Source organism: Xenorhabdus bakwenae (genome assembly GCF_030272115.1).
Taxonomy (GTDB): domain Bacteria; phylum Pseudomonadota; class Gammaproteobacteria; order Enterobacterales; family Enterobacteriaceae; genus Xenorhabdus; species Xenorhabdus bakwenae.
Genome location: NZ_CP119194.1, coordinates 543,636 through 562,493 on the forward strand (window position 1 = coordinate 543,636; position 18,858 = coordinate 562,493).

Consider the following 18,858-nt stretch of genomic DNA (forward strand, 5'->3'; position numbering starts at 1 on the left):
TTAATAGGAATTAATAAGGCCATATCTCAAATTTGATATGGCACTCTATTATTTTTTAATTTGATTTTTCTTGAATTGATGCCTTTTAGTGTGAGATTTTTTCAAACGATCCTTTGTTTGCTTTCTTGTAAGCTAATTTTATTTGGTCATAAGTAAGTGCAATAGTAAAGAAAATTGCCTGAATGATTACGATACAGGGACCTGTTTCACCATCAATATGGAAGCTGATGATTGTTCCAAGTACGCTGGATGATATAGAAGCAACCATTGCCACAATCAGCATGCGGTCAAAACTCCGGCAAAGGATAAAAGCAATAATGCCGGGGGAGATTAACATCGCAATGACCAGAATAATGCCGACGGCCTGCAAAGAGGCAACAATTGTTAGGGCCAGCAGTGATAATAACTCGTAATGGAGAAGTTTCACCGGAAGACCAACAACTCGAGCCTGATTGGGATCGAAGCAGTAGAGCATGAAATCTTTCCTCTTTAGCAGCACAATCGCCAGCGTGATCCCTGCAATGCACAGGGTTTGGAGTAATTCATGCCGGGTAATGCCGAGTATGCTGCCGAATAAAATGTGTGTCAGGTGTTGATCCGTATCTATACGAGTAAACAGAACTAACCCAAATGCAAACATACCTGAGAAAACAATTCCCATGACAGTATCTTCTTTGATTCGGCTATGTTCTTTTAGATACCCGGTAGCGAATGCACAAGATATACCAGAAAGGAAAGCACCTATTGTAAGTGGTATGCCTGTTACAAAAGCGAGCACTATACCTGGCAAAACAGCATGGGAAATGGCATCTCCCATCAATGACCAACCCTTTAAGACTAAGTAACAGGAAAGTACAGCACAAACAGCTCCCACGATAATGGCAGCATAGATAGCTCGTCGCATGAACTCATACATGAAAGGTTCAGTAATTAATTCAATAAATGTGTTCATGAGCGTTGTTCCTGAATCAATGCCAGAGATTCCTTTCTGGCCCGTCTGCGAGAGGCTAACGTGCCATGTTTAGGGGCAAAGAAGAACGCGAGTAAGAAAATCACTGTTTGTATGGTAACAATGACTCCCCCAGTTGCACCGTTGAGGAAATAACTCACATATGCACCGATACCACTCGTGAGTGAACCGATGGTGACGGCAATAATCAACAAATATTTAAATCTATCTGTTAATAAATAGGCGGTTGCACCCGGCGTTACAACCATTGCGATAACCAAGATAGCGCCTACTGTTTGTAATGCAGCAACGGTACAGGCACTTAATAAAGTGAAGAAAATAATTTTCAACCGTAATGGTGATAATCCAATCGAGCGAGCATGGGTTTCATCAAAGAAAACAACCAACAGATCTTTCCAAAGTACCATTAAGATAATGAAGGAAACGGCAATAATGATTTCAACTTGTAAAACATCTTCATCCGCAATTCCCAGAATATTGCCTAAAATAATGGTTTGTACATTTACGGATGTGGGGTTTAAAGAAACGATCAATAACCCGACGGCAAAAAAAGTGGAGAATATAAAACCGATCACCGCATCTTCACGTAACCGAGTGATATGACGTACCAATGTCATTGATAATGCAGCGAGCATCCCTGTAAAAAAAGCACCACCTGCATAAGGTAAACCGAGAGCATATGCACCTGCGACACCGGGCACAACAGAGTGGGAGAGGGCGTCTCCCATTAGTGACCAACCTTTTAGCATCAGATAAGCGGATAAGAAAGCACAGACACCCCCAACAATGGTGCTTACCCACATGGCTTTCACCATGTAGTTGTAATTGAATGGTTGTAAAAGTAGTTCCATCATGGTTGATTTTCCTTTTATTTGGGGTTTTGCCGCGGTGGAATATGATGATCATGTCCGTAAAAGACGGCAGCACGTTCATCATCGGTTATGACTGTCAGCGAGCGGGGATCATCATCTTTATGCAGTTCAGGAGCGGAAAGATTAATATGACGCAAGACACCACCGAAGGTAATTTCCAGATTTTTTTGAGTAAACGTGTTTTCAGTTTGGCCACTTGCGAGCACAGTACGATTGATCAAAATAACGTGATCACAAAATTCAGGCACACTGCCAAGGTTATGCGTTGATACTAAAACCAAATGCCCTTCGTCACGTAGGCCACGAAGTAAGTCAATAATGGCATTTTCTGTTTTAACATCTACCCCAGTAAAAGGTTCATCCAGTAACAAAACTTTCCCTTCTTGAGCCAATGCTCGGGCTAAAAATGCGCGTTTTTTCTGCCCGCCAGAAAGCTCACCAATTTGGCGATCACGCAATTCTGTCAGCCCGACACGTTCAAGGGCTTTATTGACGATTTCATGATCATGCTTGCTGGGACGGCGTAAAAAACCCATTTTCCCATAGCGTCCCATCATTACAACATCAGAAACCAGAACCGGGAAATTCCAGTCTACATCCTCAGTTTGAGGGACATATGCGATGATATTTTGTTTTAATGCCGCTTTGATAGGTTGATTGTTGAGTGTCACTTTTCCATGTGAAGGCGTTACTAATCCCATGATTGTTTTGAATAAGGTGGATTTACCGCTGCCATTCATGCCTACCAGCGCACAAATTGTGCCGCCGGTAATATTAAAACTGGCATCATAAATAGCAGTGTGCCCATTGTTGTAAGTGACAGTGGCATTATCCACAATTAAATGAGGATGCTCAAATAACGGTTGGTGGTTTAATGATGAGCGATTCATTGATTAAATCCTTTTGCGATAGTGTCTACAGTGGTGTTAAGTAGATCAATATAAGTTGGAACCGGTCCTTTTTGAGTGGAAAGGGAGTCTACATAAAGTACCCCGCCGTAACGTGCCCCTGTTTCTTTACTGACTTGTTTTGCTGGTTTATCTGAAACAGTGCTTTCACTGAAAACAACCGGGATCTTATTAGACCTTACTGTGTCAATGACACGGCGAACCTGTTGTGGGGAACCTTGTTCTTCAGCATTAATTGGCCACAAGTAAACTTCTTTGAAACCATAATCTTGTGTGAGATAGCTGAAAGCACCTTCACTGGTGACCAGCCAGCGTTGCTCTTCAGGAATACGAGAAAGACGTTCTCTAAGAGGCGCATCCAATTGAGCCATTTTTTCTGCATAAGCTCTGGCATTACGATTGTAAATTTCGGCATTATCAGGATCGTATTTGACAAAAGCTTGGCGAATATTTTCGATATAGATCAGCGCATTATTCGGCGACATCCAAGCGTGTGGGTTAGGGTTTTTATTGTAAGGCCCTTCACGAATGGGTAAAGGGGTAATGCCTTCGGTTATAATCGCAGCAGGTATGTCTTGCATGTTTTCAAAAAAGCGTTCGAACCAGCGTTCTAAATTTAAGCCATTCCAGAGGATAAGGTCTGCCCGCTGTGCTTTGATGATATCTTTGGGAGTGGGTTGATAATCATGGATTTCTGCGCCCGGTTTAGTGATTGACTCGACAATTGCTGCGTCTCCTGCGACATTTTGAGCCATATCTTGAATAATAGTAAATGTTGTAACCACTCTGAATTTTTTCTCGGCATGAGCATGCTGGCTGAATAACGCCATTGTGAATAGAACAAGGATCAGATTGAATATCGGAAAAGTAGAAAGAGAACATTTTTTATTCATTATAGTAAACCTTACTTGTTGCACATCTAATTATTGATAATGATTATCAGTATCATTTATATAAAGTCAAGGCAATAGAGAACAAAATTGATGATACATTCGATAGAAAAATATTTTTAGTTTATCAGTAAAATTATATATCCTTTATAGGATCAATTTTATTTAGGGGAAGCAACGTGAAATTAAAACTCCGTTACATTGCGGTGGCATTGTTATTGTCAGGATGTGCAAACCAACAAGTACACCAATCAGACAGTAATAGACAAACAACGGTAAAACGTATGCTTGATGGCAATAAGGCTGCTTTTAATACCCGTAAATTGACAAATAGGTTTAAATCTACCCCATTTGATGGTTTGATTGCGCAAGCTGCAAAACGTTATGGTATTGATGAAACGCTTATCAAAGCAATTATTCAGGTGGAATCAGGTTTTCGTCCAGAGGTTGTTAGTCAGTCGAATGCAGTTGGACTCATGCAGATTAAGGCATCTACGGCTGGGCGAGATGCTTACAGAGTGAAAGGAAAATCAGGACAACCAACGATGCGTGAATTGAAAGATCCTGAAATCAACATTGATCTTGGTACAGCTTATATTAGCATCTTGAAAAAACAGCACCTGGAAGGTATTTCTAATCCAGAAACGCTGTACTATGCAACGATAGTTGCTTATGTAAATGGGGCAGGGGCATTATTGCGAACGTTTGATGCAAACCGAGTTTTGGCAATTAATAAAATTAATCGAATGACTCCGAATGAGTTCTATCAATATGTTCAAAATAATCATCCTGCACCACAGGCTTCTCGTTATTTATGGAAGGTTAAAAATGCTTTGGGGGTAATCACTCAATAATCGTAATCTGTAAATTTTCATGAGGGCAGGCCTGATAGCCTGCATTTTTTTGTTTGTTGAATAAAATTTAACAACTCATTGTTATTTTTAGTAACACATATCGTGCGAAAATGTTTTTTCGAAAACGATGCATATTAGTATCCCAAGATGAATATTTTAAAAATAGTATTAATTATTGCTATTTAACTAAATCCACTCCTGATTATTAATGGTTAAAATTATTTTTTGAATAAAATAATCTGGCCAATAAAAAATAATTATCAGTCGATAGAAAAAAGTAATTTGAATTAATTGGATGATAGAGGCATTTTATAGGGAGAATAATATCTATCTTCTGTTTTATCTATAGTCTAGAAGATCAGGTTGTTCATCTTTAAAATTAACAGCCAGAAATCAACACATACTATAACTATAAATGGCAATGATATAAAATCACCGGAGATTTTATTTTAAGGGATTAATATTTCACTTTAATATTTAGATGAGAAATTAAAATAATCATCTCTATGAATATTATTGACAATAAACGAAGAAATTAAGTGATTATATCCTAAAGTTATATATAAAAAACACTCAATTAAGGAGTAATTCATGGAAAATTTAGATAGTATAACGCTCTCTCCACCTACATTTCCGCAGGCACATGGAACAGATACTATTAACATACACGATCTGAGTATAATGGGTACTGAATATATATTAATGGAAGTGCCAAGATATGATGATGCTAAGACTGGCGATGAAATAGAGGGATATCTTTATTTAAGTGATGATAATAGCGTGGTTATAAAAAGTAGACCATACACTGTTGCACCAGATAAATTACATACATCCCCATATACATTACTATTTACTGTGGATGAAATTTCTAAATTTGGCACCTATCAAGCTAAGTATAAAGTAATAAGTCATGGCAATGAACGTGAATCACCAACGGTAAACATTAAATTTATATCCTTTGATTCATCTAAATTATCTGACTATATTCCCAGTGTACCAGAAGCCACAGGTAAACAAGGAACCCTGCTGACAAAAGATGATTATTATCGGCTAGATAAGTTGGAAGTCATTGTGCCGGTTTATGAGGGAATGGCTCCTGGACATGCTGTTAAGATCTTATGGAAAGGACGTCGTAGTGATATTACATATGAACCAGAAACTCAAATAGTAACTGAAGTCATACCGATGACATTCTATATCCCTCGTATGGAGTTTATTGACACTATTGGCGATACTGCTACGTTGTATTTTTCAGTAACAAGAACATCTGGTAGTGATGTTGTTGAGTACTCAGGAGATTTACAGCTTGAAATTGAAGGGCAAGCACTTAATTTACCTGCACCTAACCTTGAATATAATGATGATTCTATTCAAGTTATAATACGTTATCCTGGTATGAGATCAAATCAAACAGTAAACATCCGGTTGGTAGGCCAGACAATGTGGCAAACTAACTATCAAGTACTTGACAATATAGAACGGATAGCAATAGATATCCCTTCTGATTGGGTACAAGAAAATAGCGGAAAACTGGCTCTAATTGATTACGCTGTAGGTGATATATATGGAAACAGAGATAATTTCTCTCATATATTAAGACGAGTTTTATAATGTATTCATATAAAATATAAAGAATCATTTTGATCTCTAACAAACCTCGTTTAAATTAACGAGGTTTTTTTCTTATTTCTAGGTCACATATTCAATCCGTTGATTGATTTAACTGTAGTATTCCCTTTTAATAAAAGGCCCGATGACTTTGTCATGCATCTCAGGGGATTTTGAGTAGCCGAGTGTTTTACGGTTCAATCGTTTAATCCTGTTACGAAATGTCAGATTTTCACGTTCGATACGTTGCGTGAAATTTTTCCCGACGAGGTGTTTATTTTCAGGCAACATATTGTAAGCTTTAAATTTATCTGTACACCGAAAAGCAACATTGAATCGTGATAATCTTTTCAGCCGTTTTTTAAAGTGTTTTCTTGTTCCGCCTTCCAAATGTGTGAGCAATAATGCGCTTTAACCGAGGCTCCCAAGCGTACCATATAGCCGCGCGGGCATACTTTTAACGCCTATTGAATGAACAGTAATTACGTGATCTAATTATTCTTATTTCTTCTTTGAATGCTCACCCATGAATCCGAACCAGACCCTGATTGAATATTTAACCGTTGTGAAAGAAACCCGTTCTGATATCAATCGTCAATACGAGCTGGTTGATGTCATTTTTCTTGTCATCAGTGCCATTCTGGCCGGCGCCGAAGGCTGGCAAGATATTGAAACTTATGGTCGTGCTAAAATTAAATGGCTGAGAAAATATCGTTCTTTTCTCAGTGGAATACCCCGTCGACACACGATTGCCAGGATAGTGCGCGCTATTGAGCTCGATTCCCTGCTGGACGCTTTACTCAACTGGATCAACGAGCAACGTGAACAGGGAGGAAAACCGGTCATTGCCTTTGATGGAAAAGTTCTGCGACACGCCTACCGTAATGAAAGGAAAAATGCCGTTCAGCTGGTCACGGCGTATGATACGGAGCGGGGGTTAGTTCTGAGCCAGAAAGCGACCGCTACGAAAAACGGTGAAATCAGTATCGTACGGCAGATGCTAGAGCTTCTTGACCTGAAAGGCAGCATAGTCACGCTAGATGCCTTGCATTGTCAGCGCCAAACACTGGAGAAAATCAGTGAAAAAAAAGCCCATGTTGTTGTTCAGGTGAAGAAAAATCAGCCCCATCTGTGGGAAGCCGTCCAATCTCAATTTCAGGCGGTGTTTGATGCGGGTAAAGAGAAAATTATCACGGAAGTTAAACAAGAAGCCCATGGCCGACGTGAAGAGCGCTATGTGTTTCAGTTAAAGGCAAAATTCGAGCCAGAACTGGCCGACAAGTGGCCAACGATCCGCAGTGTGATTGCGGTTGAACGTCACCGGACACAAAACGGCAAAGGAACGGTGGAGACTTCTTATTACGTGAGTTCTCTTTCACCCAAGCATAAGTTATTGGGGCACTATATTCGTCAACATTGGCGAATTGAGAATGGTCAGCCCTATATCCTTGATGTAGTTTTTAAAGAAGATGATTCAAGAATTGTTCTGGATGGTGCGGTTGAGAATCTGGCATTATTTCGGCGAATTGTGTTGAATCTGGTCAAACAATGCGATTGTGGGGCACCCAGCCAAAGGAACAAACTTAAAAAAGCGGGTTGGTGTGATGATTATAGGGCTAGAGTTTTCTTTGGTTGAATATTCATCAAAGCATGCTCGCGCCCTGCTCTCAAAATGAAGGAATTATCCACTCAATATTTTCATGCGTAACCCCTGTTACTAAGACCAACCTGTTCTGTACTTGTTGCCAGTATCTATTAAAAACCAATCCTGCACATATTTACTTTGTAATATCTTGTATTTTCTATTTAGAATTCAATAAAAACAGAGATAAAAGCAACGAATATATTCGATAAACTTCAAGTTGCAATCCGCAAGACAACGCGAGGCCTTATATTTCCCAACTGCGCGGGGAAATATAACACGCATCCTGAAGTTGGATTGGTATATAAAATAAGTTGAGTTTTTCCTGGATAAACAAAAAACAATAAAGATGTTAAAATCAATAAAAACTCAAATTATTAGATGTTTTTTAAGCAAAAAACAGCAAAAAAAAGCCATTTTGACGAAAAACAAATCAATTGGTTTTATTTTTAATTTTTTTACTTTACAACATTAAACCATCCACTGTATTATCCGCTCCGTTCCTAGGAACAACTCAATTCCTCCATAGTTCAGTCGGTAGAACGGCGGACTGTTAATCCGTATGTCGCTGGTTCGAGTCCAGCTGGAGGAGCCAAATTTCTGGAAATCCCGATTAGCTTTGCTGGTCGGGATTTTTACTTTTGAGCACAAACTGTTATCCATTCCCTTTTATCTCCATCTCTTTATTTCCCGTTTCTTCTCTATTTCAAATAGCCTTGCCGACGTGATTACCTATGCTAAAAACACAAAAAGATCAAAAACAGCCCGACAAGCGCATATTACGAGCAATCAAACACTTATTGTTATTTTCTGCTTTGACAACCGTGAAAAATGCCGTTATTATTCGAGCCACTTAAACGGAATTCCTCCATAGTTCAGTCGGTAGAACGGCGGACTGTTAATCCGTATGTCACTGGTTCGAGTCCAGTTGGAGGAGCCAAATATTTTGAAGAACCTGATTAGATTAACTAATCAGGTTTTTTGCTTTAGGGCTTTAGCCAGTTTAAGAAGCCCTATGCTTCTTAAACATAAAACCACCCGCTATGCGGGTGGAGATCAGGGGGTTATACCAAGAAAAACACCTTTCCGTTACGATATAGATGTTCAAGCTAATATGCGTAACTAAGAAGGAAAGGTGTTTATGGGAATTAAAGCACAAAGCTTGGCCCACACAAAGTGGCTCTGCAAATACCATATCGTCTTTTCGCCGAAATACAGACGTAAAGTTATTTTTGCAAGTTTACGTTCAAGTATAGGTGAGATTTTAAAAAACCTTTGTAAGTACAAAGGGGTAGAAATAATAGAAGGACATTTGATGCCAGATCATGTGCATATGTTGGTGAGTATCCCGCCGAAAATCAGTGTATCGAGTTTCATGGGATATTTGAAAGGTAAAAGTTCACTGATGATATTTGATAAGCACGCGAATCTAAAATACAAATTTGGCAACAGGAAGTTTTGGTCAGAAGGATATTATGTGAGTACAGTAGGACTCAATGAAGCCACGATCCGTAAGTATATCCGAGAGCAGGAAAAGCAAGATTTCATACAGGATAAATTGAGTGCACGTGAGTATGAGGACCCCTTTAAGGGGTAAGCCAAAGAGACAATGACATTTAGCTTGAACAAAGAGAAAGCGGCGTCATTTTGGCGCAGTCGGTAACATGCCCTTATAGGGCGAGAGCAAACCACCCGCTATGCGGGTGGTTTTGATTTCTGGTCTCCCGTTTTTTATCCTTCTTCTTTTTAGGATCTCCATTTTTCAGGGATCTTCCTTCTTACTTTCCTCTTCGGTTACTTACTCCTATGCCCCATTTCTGCTCCCCGATTTACTATCACCCGTCAATTTTAGTCAAAAAACACACATAACGCACAGATTCTCAGCAATCAAACGGTTATTACTATTTTCTGCTTTGACAAACGCAAAAAATGCCGTTAATATTCGCCCCGTCTTGAAGGAGTTCCTCCATAGTTCAGTCGGTAGAACGGCGGACTGTTAATCCGTATGTCGCTGGTTCGAGTCCAGCTGGAGGAGCCAAATTCAATTCACCCTCGTGTTGTTACTTCTATTTTTTCCTTTTTTGATAAGATAATTTCCTCTGCGTACCCTCACCCCAGATAAACTTAAAATTATAATTTTTTAAAATTTAGAGAGTATTATCATTCAATAATAGCTATTTAGCTATTTTCACTTTATCATTCTCCTCCGGCTTAAGGATTGCTGAATCAGCATCCATCATTTTTCACTTACATTCTGGAGCCGGTTCCATGACCACTGAATCATATACAATTAAAATCCGCCGCCCTGACGACTGGCATGTTCATTTTCGTGATGGCGGTATGCTAAAAACCATTGTACCCCATACCAGCCGTTTTTTTGGCCGGGCTATCGTCATGCCCAACCTTGTCCCTCCAGTGACGGATGTTGCCAGCGCCAAAGCCTATCAAGAGAGGATAATTGCAGCTACACCGTCAGATCATCATTTCCAACCTCTTATGACTTGTTATCTGACAGATTCAACAGCCAGCAATCAAATTGAAATTGGCCATAAAGAAGGCATCTTTACCGCCTGCAAACTTTACCCCGCCAACGCAACAACAAATTCTAGCCACGGTGTTTCCGATATCAGAAAGATCTACCCATTATTGGAAACCATGGAAAAAATAGGTATACCATTGCTGATCCACGGGGAAGTTACCGCTTCTCATATTGATATTTTTGACCGTGAAGCGCACTTTATCGAACAGGTAATGGAACCATTGCGTCAGCAATTTCCTGAATTAAAAATTGTTTTCGAGCATATTACCACCAAAGAAGCCGCAGAATATGTTCTAGAAGGCAACGATAAATTAGGTGCGACATTGACACCACAGCACTTAATGTTCAATCGCAACCATATGCTGGTTGGTGGTATTCGTCCTCACCTTTACTGCTTACCTGTACTAAAACGCAACATTCATCAAGAAGCCCTCCGAGCAGCAGTTACCAGTGGTTGTAACCGCTTTTTCTTAGGCACGGATTCCGCTCCTCATGTACTGCACCGCAAAGAATCTTCTTGTGGCTGTGCGGGCGTTTTCAATGCTCCAACCGCCCTGGCTGCTTATGCTACTGTTTTTGAAGAAATGGGTGCAATGGAATATTTCGAGTCCTTCTGCTCCCTGAATGGCCCTGCATTTTACGGTTTGCCAGTTAATGATGGCTTTATCGAACTCACCCGCAAACCAACCCCTGTTGTTGAATACATTGCGTGTGGTGACGAAAAGTTAATTCCATTCCTTGCAGGGGAAGATGCAAGATGGGATGTAAGGGAATGTAAGTAACTTTAGCACGCTCTTTCGTGCGGAAATTGTTTTTTATTTCCGCACACTATTTCCGCGCACTTCTGGCCTGATAAAAAGCAGAAATACCCCATCATGGTTCTTCTCGGTTCTGATGCAAAAAATCCTGCTTTTTTCACTTCTTATACCAATCCAACTTTAAGATGCGTGTTATATTTCCCCGTGCAGCGGGGAAATATAAGGCCTCGCGTCGTCTTGCGGATTGCAACTTGAAGTTTATCGAGTATAGATTGCCAAAAAGGTTTATACTGCTTAAGGCTTGTCTTAGACGAGGCCTTACTGCTCTTAGTCAATTATATCAATATGATTCTGTAGTCTGATTAGGAGGTTTTATGGGAAAAGAAAATGAAATAATTCAAACACATCCTGTTGTAGGCTGGGATATCAGCATTGTCGATGCCTATGACGCTATGATGATACGCCTTCATTACTCATCCACCCAAGATCAAACAACAGAAAGTGTCAGTGTTGACAAAACGTTGTGGTTAACAACAGGCGTTGCCAAACAGCTTATCCTCATTTTACAAGCTGGGATTGAAAAAATAGAATCCTCAGAATACAGCCAACTTGATCATATTAAACATTAACAATAACTAAATTTAGCCTCCAACACATTGGGACACTCAATATATTGAGTGTCCCAAATGAACAACTGAACACATCTCAACCAATAAAATTATCCATATGGTTTATTATTCTTCAAATATTGTCTTATACGTTCGTGTTCACTCGCCTAATGTTTAGCTATTAAACTGATATTTAAATATAATTACAGTAGAACAAGGATGTTCAAGTAATGAAACCATTAGTCATTAATGAATGCTATTATTCACGCTTTGGAATTATTGAACCCCTAAAAGAAAATACAGATATCCTCTCTTTAGAAGCAGTATCAATGCGTGATACCATAAATAGCTCACCACCTTATATGCAATTGAAAAATAATAATTTTATACAAGAAAGATCTAACGATATTACTTGAACACCTAAAAGAAATGGTATTATATAATGTTCAATGTTGTTTCTCTCATTTCAGTACTCATGGTTCTATTTTTAGTCACCAGAAAGATCGTATCATCTATTATTGGATGTCAGAAATGGATACTCATGAAATTGCCAAAACATTAAAAATCAGCAATAGTACAGTTTATCCCCATCAGAGGATATTATAGAAAAAATAGGTGTATCCAACAAAATAGAGTTACTTTTTATTTACAATATCTTCAAGTGTTTTGTTAGATTTTTGAATAACCTATTCTAGTATAAAATTCCCATTCACATAATAAATTATGTGAATGGGATAAGTAAGCACAGAGAATAAAGCTGCAATTTGAAAGATGGAAACGGCGACGACTTAAAGCACGACTATTTAATAGATTGCAGGGATGTAATATTCAAACCTTCATTTAATCGATAGCGGGACTTATTAAAAATCTTAGCCCCATTCTCTCTTCCTGCACGACGGATACGCTGTTCTTCTTCTGGCAGTTTCATCTCTTCACGGCAAGCATCGCTGCAACAGCCTTCGAAATGTGCTGCACAAGATGGGCACTGGATAAATAACAAATGGCAACCATCGTTCTTACAGTTGGTATGGCTATCACACGTCACTCCGCATTGGTGACAGTGAGCAATAACATCTTCAGTAATGCGCTCACCCATACGCTCATCAAAGACAAAGTTCTTACCAACAAAACGCACTGGCAATTCTTGTTCTTTCGCTTTGCGGGCATACTCAATAATGCCACCTTCCACGTGGTAAACTTTGCTAAAACCACTATGCAACATATAAGCACTTGCTTTTTCGCAACGAATTCCGCCAGTACAGTACATGACAATATTTTTATCTTTATTATCCTTCAGCATCTCTACAGCCATTGGCAGCTGTTCACGAAACGTATCTGATGGAACTTCAATCGCGTTTTCGAAATGCCCAACTTCATATTCGTAATGGTTACGCATATCGACAAAGACGGTATCAGGATCATCCAGCATTTGGTTAACCTGCTCCGCTTTCAGATATTCGCCTGTTTTAGATGAATCAAAAGTTTCATCTTCAATACCATCTGCAACAATGCGCTCACGCACTTTCATGCGCAGGACCCAAAATGATTTACCATCATCTTCTAAGGCAATGTTAAGACGCAGATTATATAATGCCGGATCGGTTTCATCCAATAATGCCTTCAACGCATCGACATTCTTGGAAGGCACACTAATTTGTGCATTGATACCTTCTTTGGCGATATAAACCCGCCCAAAGACAGATAACTCGGTAAATTTTTGATACAGGCTATAGCGAAAAGTCTGTGGTGCGGAAATGGTGAAATATTTATAAAAAGAGATAGTAGTGCGCGGCTCAATTTCAGCCAACATGCGCTCTTTCAACTCTTTATTAGAAATACGGTTATGCAACACTGGCATGGTGTTCTTTCCTGAATTTCGATTAAAAAATGAAAACTTCAATGGTCGTTCCATTGATGGCGGGATATCATAACGAAAATGGCCGTTAGCGGATAGTGCTTTATGCTTTTCCATCACGCCGATACCGTGGGAGGGTGACTACGATGGTCAGAGGCAGCAAAACCTTGCCAGACAGTAAATCTGGCAAACAAATTATTACCAGATTCAATATTTAGTGCCGCAAAATTTCGATATTCCACTAAAAAGTGTCACAATACACCAATATGATTTTTAGAGTCTATCTTAGGCATCTCTAATTCAGACAGATTGAAACCGACTCAAAATAACAAATAACATACAGAAAACACATGATACAAGCACCTCCTTTTTGTCGTTCGCTTTTACATCCCCGCTACTGGCTGACCTGGCTAGGTATTGGCATACTTTATTTACTGGTTTTGCTACCTTATCCAGCGATTTATTGGATGGGAACCCGGCTTGGACGACTTTCACTACGTTTCTTAAAAAAACGGGCCAACGTTGCAGAGCGCAATCTGGCACTCTGTTTCCCTGATATGCCAGCAGAGAAACGACAGGAATATCTAGTCAGAAATTTCGAATCTGTTGGCATGGGCCTGTTTGAGACAGGAATGGCCTGGTTTTGGCCTGACTGGCGCATCAATCGTTGGTTCAAGGTCACCGGAAGGGAGCATATCCAACAAGTGCAATCCACAGGACAGGGGGTTATTGTCATTGGTATCCATTTTTTAACACTGGAATTGGGAGCACGTATTTTTGGTATGCTGAACCCAGGTATTGGTGTTTATCGCCCAAATGACAATCTTGTCATGGATTGGCTACAAACTTGGGGGCGTCTCCGTTCCAATAAATACATGCTGGACAGAAAAGATGTTAAGGGCATGATCCGATGCCTAAAAAATGGTGAGATTGTTTGGTACGCCCCTGATCACGATTATGGCCCTCGTAACAGTGTATTTGCCCCATTATTCGCTGTTGAACACGCTGCAACTACGACCGGAACCTCCATTCTCGTCCGTTTGGCCAAACCTGCACTCATCCCTTTTACTCCGCGAAGGTTACCCAATGGAAAGGGTTATGAGTTAATTATTCAGCCCGCGATAGAAAATTTTCCTCTGCAAGATGAAACAGAAGCCGCAACCTTCATGAATAAAGTGATCGAAAAGGAAATTATGCAGGCACCCGATCAATATATGTGGTTGCATCGCCGTTTCAAAACTCGCCCTAAAGGTATGCCATCTTTGTATGGTGACAACGATAATATTCACTGATAAACATCATCTGGCTGTTATTTCCTAAGTAACAGCCAATACCTTTCCCGTGTCTGAGTCAGGAATATTTAGTAGTATTTTGTCCAGGATTCACATTAGTGACATAAAATTATTATACTCATTAGATGTTTCATTCCATGGAAAACACATCTTGAATAATTACAAGTTATTACCAGCTTTAATATCAATATTGCAAACTCTTAACCTAACTGAGTCTTCAAAGCAATTAGGTGTTACACAATCGGCAATGAGCAAAATATTACATCAGCTGCGTGAAGATTTTCATGACAAAATTATTGTAAGAGAAACAAATCAATTTATTCTCACCCTAAAAGGCGAAAAACTGAAAGAAAAGCTCCCAGTATTGATGCAACAATTAGATAACCTCTATACACCAGAAATCATGGAACCAGATCTTTGTAAGAGGAAATTCACCTTAGCATCCAGTGATTATGTTGCCCAAGCCATCTTGCCATCTATAATTTCTGACATTGAAGTTGATGCTCCTAATGTGAGTATTGAATATAAATTGTGGCATAAAGACAATTTGAATAAGTTTTCTGAACAAAATATTGATTTAGTCGCAACCATTGCCGATACGATACCTGATAATTTATACGGTAAAATGATGGCTGAAGATCAACTTGCCGTTGCATTTAGAAATATACATTCCAAAGCTAATAGTGATATGACTATTAACGACTATATAGAAGGCCGACATATTTTGATTAGTGGTGGCGGAGATAAAGACAGTTCTGTCGATCACATGTTGGCAAAGATGAACCTAAATCGTCACATTTATACTACAGTTCCCTTTTTCCAGGCGGCCATTGAGTTATTGTTAAAAACAGACACCATGCTAACCATACCACTGCATATTGCTGCTGATTTTGCTCAACACTATGATTTACAAATAAGACGCTTGCCTATTGATATTAAAGCACAACAATATTACTTGCTATGGCATGCGAAACATCACCAGGATCCAGAGCATAGATGGTTTAGGGATATCTGTTTTCCTCTGATCAAAGCTCATCTTGAAAGAACTATCGAACAGGGTATGAAATTAATTCATACCTACAAGTAGATTTTTCGTCTTTTATAGATGACCTTGTTACATTAATATAACCAATACTTTTTCATATATACTCGATAAACTTCAAGTTGCAGTCTGCAAGACGACGCGAGACCTTATATTTCCCCGCTCCGCAGGGAAATATAACACGCATATTGAAGTTGGATTGGTATAGATGATAACATCGGTTATTTTTAATTTTATCATGGTAATAAATATGCTTTCTACAGAAACACTTGTTACATTTATCAGTATTTCAACCTTCTTATGCTTCTTACCAGGCCCTGATAATCTTTTAGTTTTAAGTCAGTCTGCAATAAATGGATACAAATCAGGTATATTAATTACCCTTGGCCTATGTATTGGATTAGTAATGCATACCTCTTTAGTTTCATTAGGCATTGCAGCAATAATACAAGCTAATACGGTAGCCTTTGAAATTATCAGGTTATTTGGTGTGTTTTATTTAAGCTATCTGGCTTGGGGAGCCTTTAAGGCAAAACCTATTCATCTCAAAAACAATACCAACAGTTTTAATGACACAAAAAAACTCATTAAAAAAGGTTTGATTATGAATTTATCAAATCCAAAAGTAATTATTTTCTTTTTGGCTTTTCTGCCTCAGTTTACTACTGACAATACAATCGCTATTCCAGTATCTCTTCAATTATTATATTTAGGTTTAATATTTGTCGTAATTGCTTTTATTGTATTTACGATCATATCCTATTTGTCCGGCTTTTTAAATAAAACGATATCCAGTAAACCATCACTACAAACTATTCTTAATAAAATTACCTGTTTGATATTTATAGCATTAGCCATTAACTTATGTATTGATCAGCGTCTACCAATCGTTTAATACCTTTTGTGTCAACCTCACATTTTGATAGTATGTTGGTTAATGTCAGTGGCTGCTAAATTTGCGAATCCTTTCGCTATTTTCAGCATCCTTGCCACTATTTCGCTGCTTTTGTTACATTTAAGAGGCAGTTTTAAACCTGTGTTAACTGGCAGTTAACTCAATTAATAGTAAGAACGACAGGCATCGGCGATATCAGCATTGGAATAACCATTCCCCTGCTCTTTCTCTAATTTCTGCCTTGTTTCCCTATAGCAACGACGTTTATCCTGCTCTCTGACATGGTGCATAAAGTTGTCTCGTGGCTTATGAGAGAACTTAAACTGTTGCTCATTCCAATCATAAGAAAGCTTCCAGCTCTCTTTATCAAGCCCATTGTGATACTTATTAAATCTATTATTAAATCTATCATTATATTCTTTCAGTTCATTTTCCTGTTTTTCAACTAACGCATTGTCTTTAGCCAGTTTTTCCGTGTTCCAATTCCCACGATCCAGTGTGTTCCTCTTTTTTCAGGTACTCTTCTGAAGGTTTATTATCCGCGGGGATACCACTTTGGTAGCTTAAATCCAATGCCAGAGCCTGAGAAAACCACACTGACAAAATTAAAAATAGGCAATGGGATCCTTTGATTTTCATATCTTTCCTTAATGGGAATATAACAATGACGTTTAGTTTGCTCTCTGAAAACGTTCAGACTCCATCCTGAAGCGTTGCATTTCTCGATTAAAGGTCTGCTGCTGCATATGGAAATAAGAACCCTGCGGATACCAATCATGAGGAAGGCTCAGATTCTTTACCCCAAATCTATCATTGTATTCTTTCAGTTCCTTCTCCCTCTTCTCAGCTAAGGTATTACCTTTCGCGAGTTCCTTCATGTCCCAACTTCCGTAGCCCGAACTGCCCAGATTGAGCCTCTTTTTCAGGTATTCTTCTGAAGGTCTGTTATCTGCGGGGATATCATTTTGGTAGCTTAAATCCAAAGCCAGTGCTTGAGAAAACCACACCGACAAAAGTAAAAATAGGCAATAGGATCCTTTGATTTTCATATCCGTCCTTATTGGGACTATAACAACGAATTATTATTTAATAACCATTATCACCTAAGGTCAACACTACAATTTCTGTGTATTTTGCAATTAAACAAAATAACTCTTTACAAATCAATAAGGTTTAAACATTGTATATTTTTCTTTTCATTATAAAAATTAAGTGAGCTTCTGATGCATTCATACCCTATTTATCATGTCGATGCCTTTACGGAAAAATTGTTTTCTGGCAATCCCGCGGCGGTTGTATTGCTGGATAAATGGCCAACAGATGAAACGCTGATTGCTATCGCTGCTGAAATTGGCCTGCCGGAGACCGCTTTTTTGGTCGAAAATCATCTACGCTGGTTTACACCTAAAGTCGAAGTCGATTTATGTGGACATGCAACGCTGGCGACCGCGTTTGTCCTCATAACCCACCGCAACATCCAAGAGAAATTACTCACATTCAAAAGCCGCTCCGGTGAACTCCGGGTTTTTCATCAAGATGGTGTTTTTACATTGGATTTCCCTGTCGCCGATTGCCATGAAGAAAATGACCTCATCCCTGTCATACAAGACGCCCTGGGACAAAATGTTTCCACAGTATTCGCTTCACATGATCGTTATATTTGTGTTTTAGATTCCGTAGAACAAATCATCCATACCCACCCCGATTTTAATAAGATTGCGGCCCTGCCCTTGCCAGGACTGACCATTACCGCTCTCGGTGATTCGCCCACTGATTTCGTTTCTCGCTATTTTGCACCCGCTAAAGGCGTCAATGAAGATCCTGTTACAGGCTCCAGCCATTGTGTTCTTGCTCCTTTCTGGGGAAAGCGGCTCAATAAAACTGAGCTTTATGCCCGTCAATTATCAGAACGAGGCGGTGAGCTGTTATGTCGAATAGATGGAGATCGTATCTATCTGACAGGTAAAGCAAGACTCTTTTCACACGGTGAGATACTGCTTGAGAATATATAATCTTTTATTTTTGATAAATAGGAAAAAAACACCTCAGTTATACATGCTAGCTGAAAATCCTCACCGTCAGCCAGACAAACCTGCATGGCAGAGATATCATCCCATTGGTATTT

20 protein-coding genes, 3 tRNA genes and 1 pseudogene are annotated in these 18,858 nt (G+C 39.2%); 15 read left to right on the plus strand and 9 right to left on the minus strand.

What is annotated here, in order from left to right; all coding sequences use genetic code 11:
* Positions 1 to 85: 85 nt before the first annotated feature.
* Genes PXH59_RS03210 through PXH59_RS03225 form a run of 4 tightly spaced genes read right to left on the minus strand, consistent with a single transcriptional unit; the run spans position 86 to position 3,643 of the window.
* A complete protein-coding gene (locus PXH59_RS03210; RefSeq protein WP_285810306.1) occupies positions 86 to 952 on the minus strand; it encodes a metal ABC transporter permease in 867 nt (288 codons plus the stop codon).
* On the minus strand, positions 949 to 1,824 hold the full coding sequence (locus PXH59_RS03215) for a metal ABC transporter permease (RefSeq protein ID WP_047771068.1): 876 nt from the start codon (positions 1,822 to 1,824) through the stop codon (positions 949 to 951). Before PXH59_RS03215 ends, PXH59_RS03210 begins: the two co-directional genes overlap by 4 nt.
* A gap of 14 nt (positions 1,825 to 1,838) precedes the next feature.
* Positions 1,839 to 2,732, minus strand: a complete 894-nt coding sequence (locus PXH59_RS03220) for a manganese/iron ABC transporter ATP-binding protein (RefSeq protein ID WP_047771067.1) — start codon at positions 2,730 to 2,732, stop codon at positions 1,839 to 1,841.
* Positions 2,729 to 3,643, minus strand: a complete 915-nt coding sequence (locus PXH59_RS03225) for a metal ABC transporter substrate-binding protein (RefSeq protein ID WP_047771066.1) — start codon at positions 3,641 to 3,643, stop codon at positions 2,729 to 2,731. Before PXH59_RS03225 ends, PXH59_RS03220 begins: the two co-directional genes overlap by 4 nt.
* Before the next feature lie 176 nt (positions 3,644 to 3,819).
* Here PXH59_RS03225 and PXH59_RS03230 point away from each other — a divergent pair, with 176 nt between their 5' ends.
* Entirely contained in the window at positions 3,820 to 4,494 is a 675-nt protein-coding gene (locus tag PXH59_RS03230) for a transglycosylase SLT domain-containing protein (RefSeq protein WP_047771065.1), read from the plus strand.
* A gap of 591 nt (positions 4,495 to 5,085) precedes the next feature.
* Entirely contained in the window at positions 5,086 to 6,105 is a 1,020-nt protein-coding gene (locus tag PXH59_RS03235; RefSeq protein ID WP_285810307.1) for a hypothetical protein, read from the plus strand.
* Positions 6,106 to 6,213: 108 nt separating this feature from the next.
* Here PXH59_RS03235 and PXH59_RS03240 read toward each other — a convergent pair.
* Positions 6,214 to 6,541, minus strand: a pseudogene (locus PXH59_RS03240) (IS1 family transposase); the annotation flags it as partial.
* Positions 6,542 to 6,628: 87 nt separating this feature from the next.
* On the opposite strand from PXH59_RS03240, the gene PXH59_RS03245 reads away from it, so the two are divergent.
* From PXH59_RS03245 to PXH59_RS03285, 9 genes are all read left to right on the plus strand, one after another.
* Entirely contained in the window at positions 6,629 to 7,738 is a 1,110-nt protein-coding gene (locus PXH59_RS03245; protein ID WP_285810308.1) for an ISAs1 family transposase, read from the plus strand.
* Positions 7,739 to 8,263: 525 nt separating this feature from the next.
* Positions 8,264 to 8,339, plus strand: a tRNA-Asn gene (locus PXH59_RS03250).
* A 269-nt stretch (positions 8,340 to 8,608) separates the two neighbouring features.
* Positions 8,609 to 8,684, plus strand: a tRNA-Asn gene (locus tag PXH59_RS03255).
* A 6-nt stretch (positions 8,685 to 8,690) separates the two neighbouring features.
* A complete protein-coding gene (locus tag PXH59_RS03260; protein WP_285810309.1) occupies positions 8,691 to 8,870 on the plus strand; it encodes a hypothetical protein in 180 nt (59 codons plus the stop codon).
* Between the two features lie 15 nt (positions 8,871 to 8,885).
* A complete protein-coding gene (gene tnpA, locus PXH59_RS03265; protein WP_047767579.1) occupies positions 8,886 to 9,341 on the plus strand; it encodes an IS200/IS605 family transposase in 456 nt (151 codons plus the stop codon).
* A 365-nt stretch (positions 9,342 to 9,706) separates the two neighbouring features.
* Positions 9,707 to 9,782: transfer RNA gene (locus PXH59_RS03270), tRNA-Asn, on the plus strand.
* 230 nt (positions 9,783 to 10,012) lie between these two features.
* Positions 10,013 to 11,065 carry a dihydroorotase gene (pyrC, locus tag PXH59_RS03275; protein WP_285810310.1) on the plus strand — a complete coding sequence of 351 codons (1,053 nt, stop codon included), beginning with the start codon at positions 10,013 to 10,015 and terminating at the stop codon, positions 11,063 to 11,065.
* A 350-nt stretch (positions 11,066 to 11,415) separates the two neighbouring features.
* Complete coding sequence (bssS, locus tag PXH59_RS03280) at positions 11,416 to 11,670, plus strand: biofilm formation regulator BssS (RefSeq protein ID WP_285810311.1); 255 nt, start codon at positions 11,416 to 11,418, stop codon at positions 11,668 to 11,670.
* 209 nt (positions 11,671 to 11,879) lie between these two features.
* Positions 11,880 to 12,065 (plus strand): hypothetical protein, encoded by a 186-nt coding sequence (locus PXH59_RS03285; protein ID WP_285810312.1) that lies wholly within the window; start codon positions 11,880 to 11,882, stop codon positions 12,063 to 12,065.
* A 383-nt stretch (positions 12,066 to 12,448) separates the two neighbouring features.
* Here PXH59_RS03285 and trhO read toward each other — a convergent pair whose 3' ends face one another.
* Positions 12,449 to 13,507, minus strand: a complete 1,059-nt coding sequence (gene trhO, locus PXH59_RS03290) for an oxygen-dependent tRNA uridine(34) hydroxylase TrhO (protein ID WP_285811611.1) — start codon at positions 13,505 to 13,507, stop codon at positions 12,449 to 12,451.
* 347 nt (positions 13,508 to 13,854) lie between these two features.
* On the opposite strand from trhO, the gene PXH59_RS03295 reads away from it, so the two are divergent.
* From PXH59_RS03295 to PXH59_RS03305, 3 genes are all read left to right on the plus strand, one after another.
* Entirely contained in the window at positions 13,855 to 14,796 is a 942-nt protein-coding gene (locus PXH59_RS03295; protein ID WP_285810313.1) for a Kdo(2)-lipid IV(A) acyltransferase, read from the plus strand.
* Positions 14,797 to 14,947: 151 nt separating this feature from the next.
* Positions 14,948 to 15,883: a LysR family transcriptional regulator gene (locus PXH59_RS03300; protein ID WP_285810314.1), complete on the plus strand. Its 936-nt coding sequence runs from the start codon at positions 14,948 to 14,950 to the stop codon at positions 15,881 to 15,883.
* Between the two features lie 205 nt (positions 15,884 to 16,088).
* A complete protein-coding gene (locus PXH59_RS03305; RefSeq protein WP_285810315.1) occupies positions 16,089 to 16,733 on the plus strand; it encodes a LysE family translocator in 645 nt (214 codons plus the stop codon).
* Between the two features lie 164 nt (positions 16,734 to 16,897).
* Here PXH59_RS03305 and PXH59_RS03310 read toward each other — a convergent pair whose 3' ends face one another.
* From PXH59_RS03310 to PXH59_RS03320, 3 genes are all read right to left on the minus strand, one after another.
* Positions 16,898 to 17,023 (minus strand): hypothetical protein, encoded by a 126-nt coding sequence (locus PXH59_RS03310; RefSeq protein ID WP_285810316.1) that lies wholly within the window; start codon positions 17,021 to 17,023, stop codon positions 16,898 to 16,900.
* 169 nt (positions 17,024 to 17,192) lie between these two features.
* Entirely contained in the window at positions 17,193 to 17,372 is a 180-nt protein-coding gene (locus PXH59_RS03315; protein ID WP_285810317.1) for a hypothetical protein, read from the minus strand.
* A 32-nt stretch (positions 17,373 to 17,404) separates the two neighbouring features.
* Entirely contained in the window at positions 17,405 to 17,782 is a 378-nt protein-coding gene (locus PXH59_RS03320; protein WP_285810318.1) for a hypothetical protein, read from the minus strand.
* A 174-nt stretch (positions 17,783 to 17,956) separates the two neighbouring features.
* On the opposite strand from PXH59_RS03320, the gene PXH59_RS03325 reads away from it, so the two are divergent.
* Positions 17,957 to 18,745, plus strand: coding sequence for a PhzF family phenazine biosynthesis protein (locus PXH59_RS03325; RefSeq protein WP_285810319.1), 789 nt, complete (start codon positions 17,957 to 17,959; stop codon positions 18,743 to 18,745).
* Positions 18,746 to 18,858 lie beyond the last annotated feature (113 nt).

Excerpts from the sequence above, each read along its gene's own strand:
- PXH59_RS03210 (WP_285810306.1), bottom strand. The coding sequence starts at position 952 with ATGAACACATTTATTGAATTAATTACTGAACCTTTCATGTATGAGTTC.
- PXH59_RS03215 (WP_047771068.1), bottom strand. The coding sequence starts at position 1,824 with ATGATGGAACTACTTTTACAACCATTCAATTACAACTACATGGTGAAA.
- PXH59_RS03220 (WP_047771067.1), bottom strand. The coding sequence starts at position 2,732 with ATGAATCGCTCATCATTAAACCACCAACCGTTATTTGAGCATCCTCAT.
- PXH59_RS03225 (WP_047771066.1), bottom strand. The coding sequence starts at position 3,643 with ATGAATAAAAAATGTTCTCTTTCTACTTTTCCGATATTCAATCTGATC.
- PXH59_RS03235 (WP_285810307.1), top strand. The coding sequence starts at position 5,086 with ATGGAAAATTTAGATAGTATAACGCTCTCTCCACCTACATTTCCGCAG.
- PXH59_RS03245 (WP_285810308.1), top strand. The coding sequence starts at position 6,629 with ATGAATCCGAACCAGACCCTGATTGAATATTTAACCGTTGTGAAAGAA.
- tnpA (WP_047767579.1), top strand. The coding sequence starts at position 8,886 with ATGGGAATTAAAGCACAAAGCTTGGCCCACACAAAGTGGCTCTGCAAA.
- pyrC (WP_285810310.1), top strand. The coding sequence starts at position 10,013 with ATGACCACTGAATCATATACAATTAAAATCCGCCGCCCTGACGACTGG.
- bssS (WP_285810311.1), top strand. The coding sequence starts at position 11,416 with ATGGGAAAAGAAAATGAAATAATTCAAACACATCCTGTTGTAGGCTGG.
- PXH59_RS03285 (WP_285810312.1), top strand. The coding sequence starts at position 11,880 with ATGAAACCATTAGTCATTAATGAATGCTATTATTCACGCTTTGGAATT.
- trhO (WP_285811611.1), bottom strand. The coding sequence starts at position 13,507 with ATGCCAGTGTTGCATAACCGTATTTCTAATAAAGAGTTGAAAGAGCGC.
- PXH59_RS03295 (WP_285810313.1), top strand. The coding sequence starts at position 13,855 with ATGATACAAGCACCTCCTTTTTGTCGTTCGCTTTTACATCCCCGCTAC.
- PXH59_RS03305 (WP_285810315.1), top strand. The coding sequence starts at position 16,089 with ATGCTTTCTACAGAAACACTTGTTACATTTATCAGTATTTCAACCTTC.
- PXH59_RS03310 (WP_285810316.1), bottom strand. The coding sequence starts at position 17,023 with ATGCACCATGTCAGAGAGCAGGATAAACGTCGTTGCTATAGGGAAACA.
- PXH59_RS03315 (WP_285810317.1), bottom strand. The coding sequence starts at position 17,372 with ATGAAAATCAAAGGATCCCATTGCCTATTTTTAATTTTGTCAGTGTGG.
- PXH59_RS03320 (WP_285810318.1), bottom strand. The coding sequence starts at position 17,782 with ATGAAAATCAAAGGATCCTATTGCCTATTTTTACTTTTGTCGGTGTGG.
- PXH59_RS03325 (WP_285810319.1), top strand. The coding sequence starts at position 17,957 with ATGCATTCATACCCTATTTATCATGTCGATGCCTTTACGGAAAAATTG.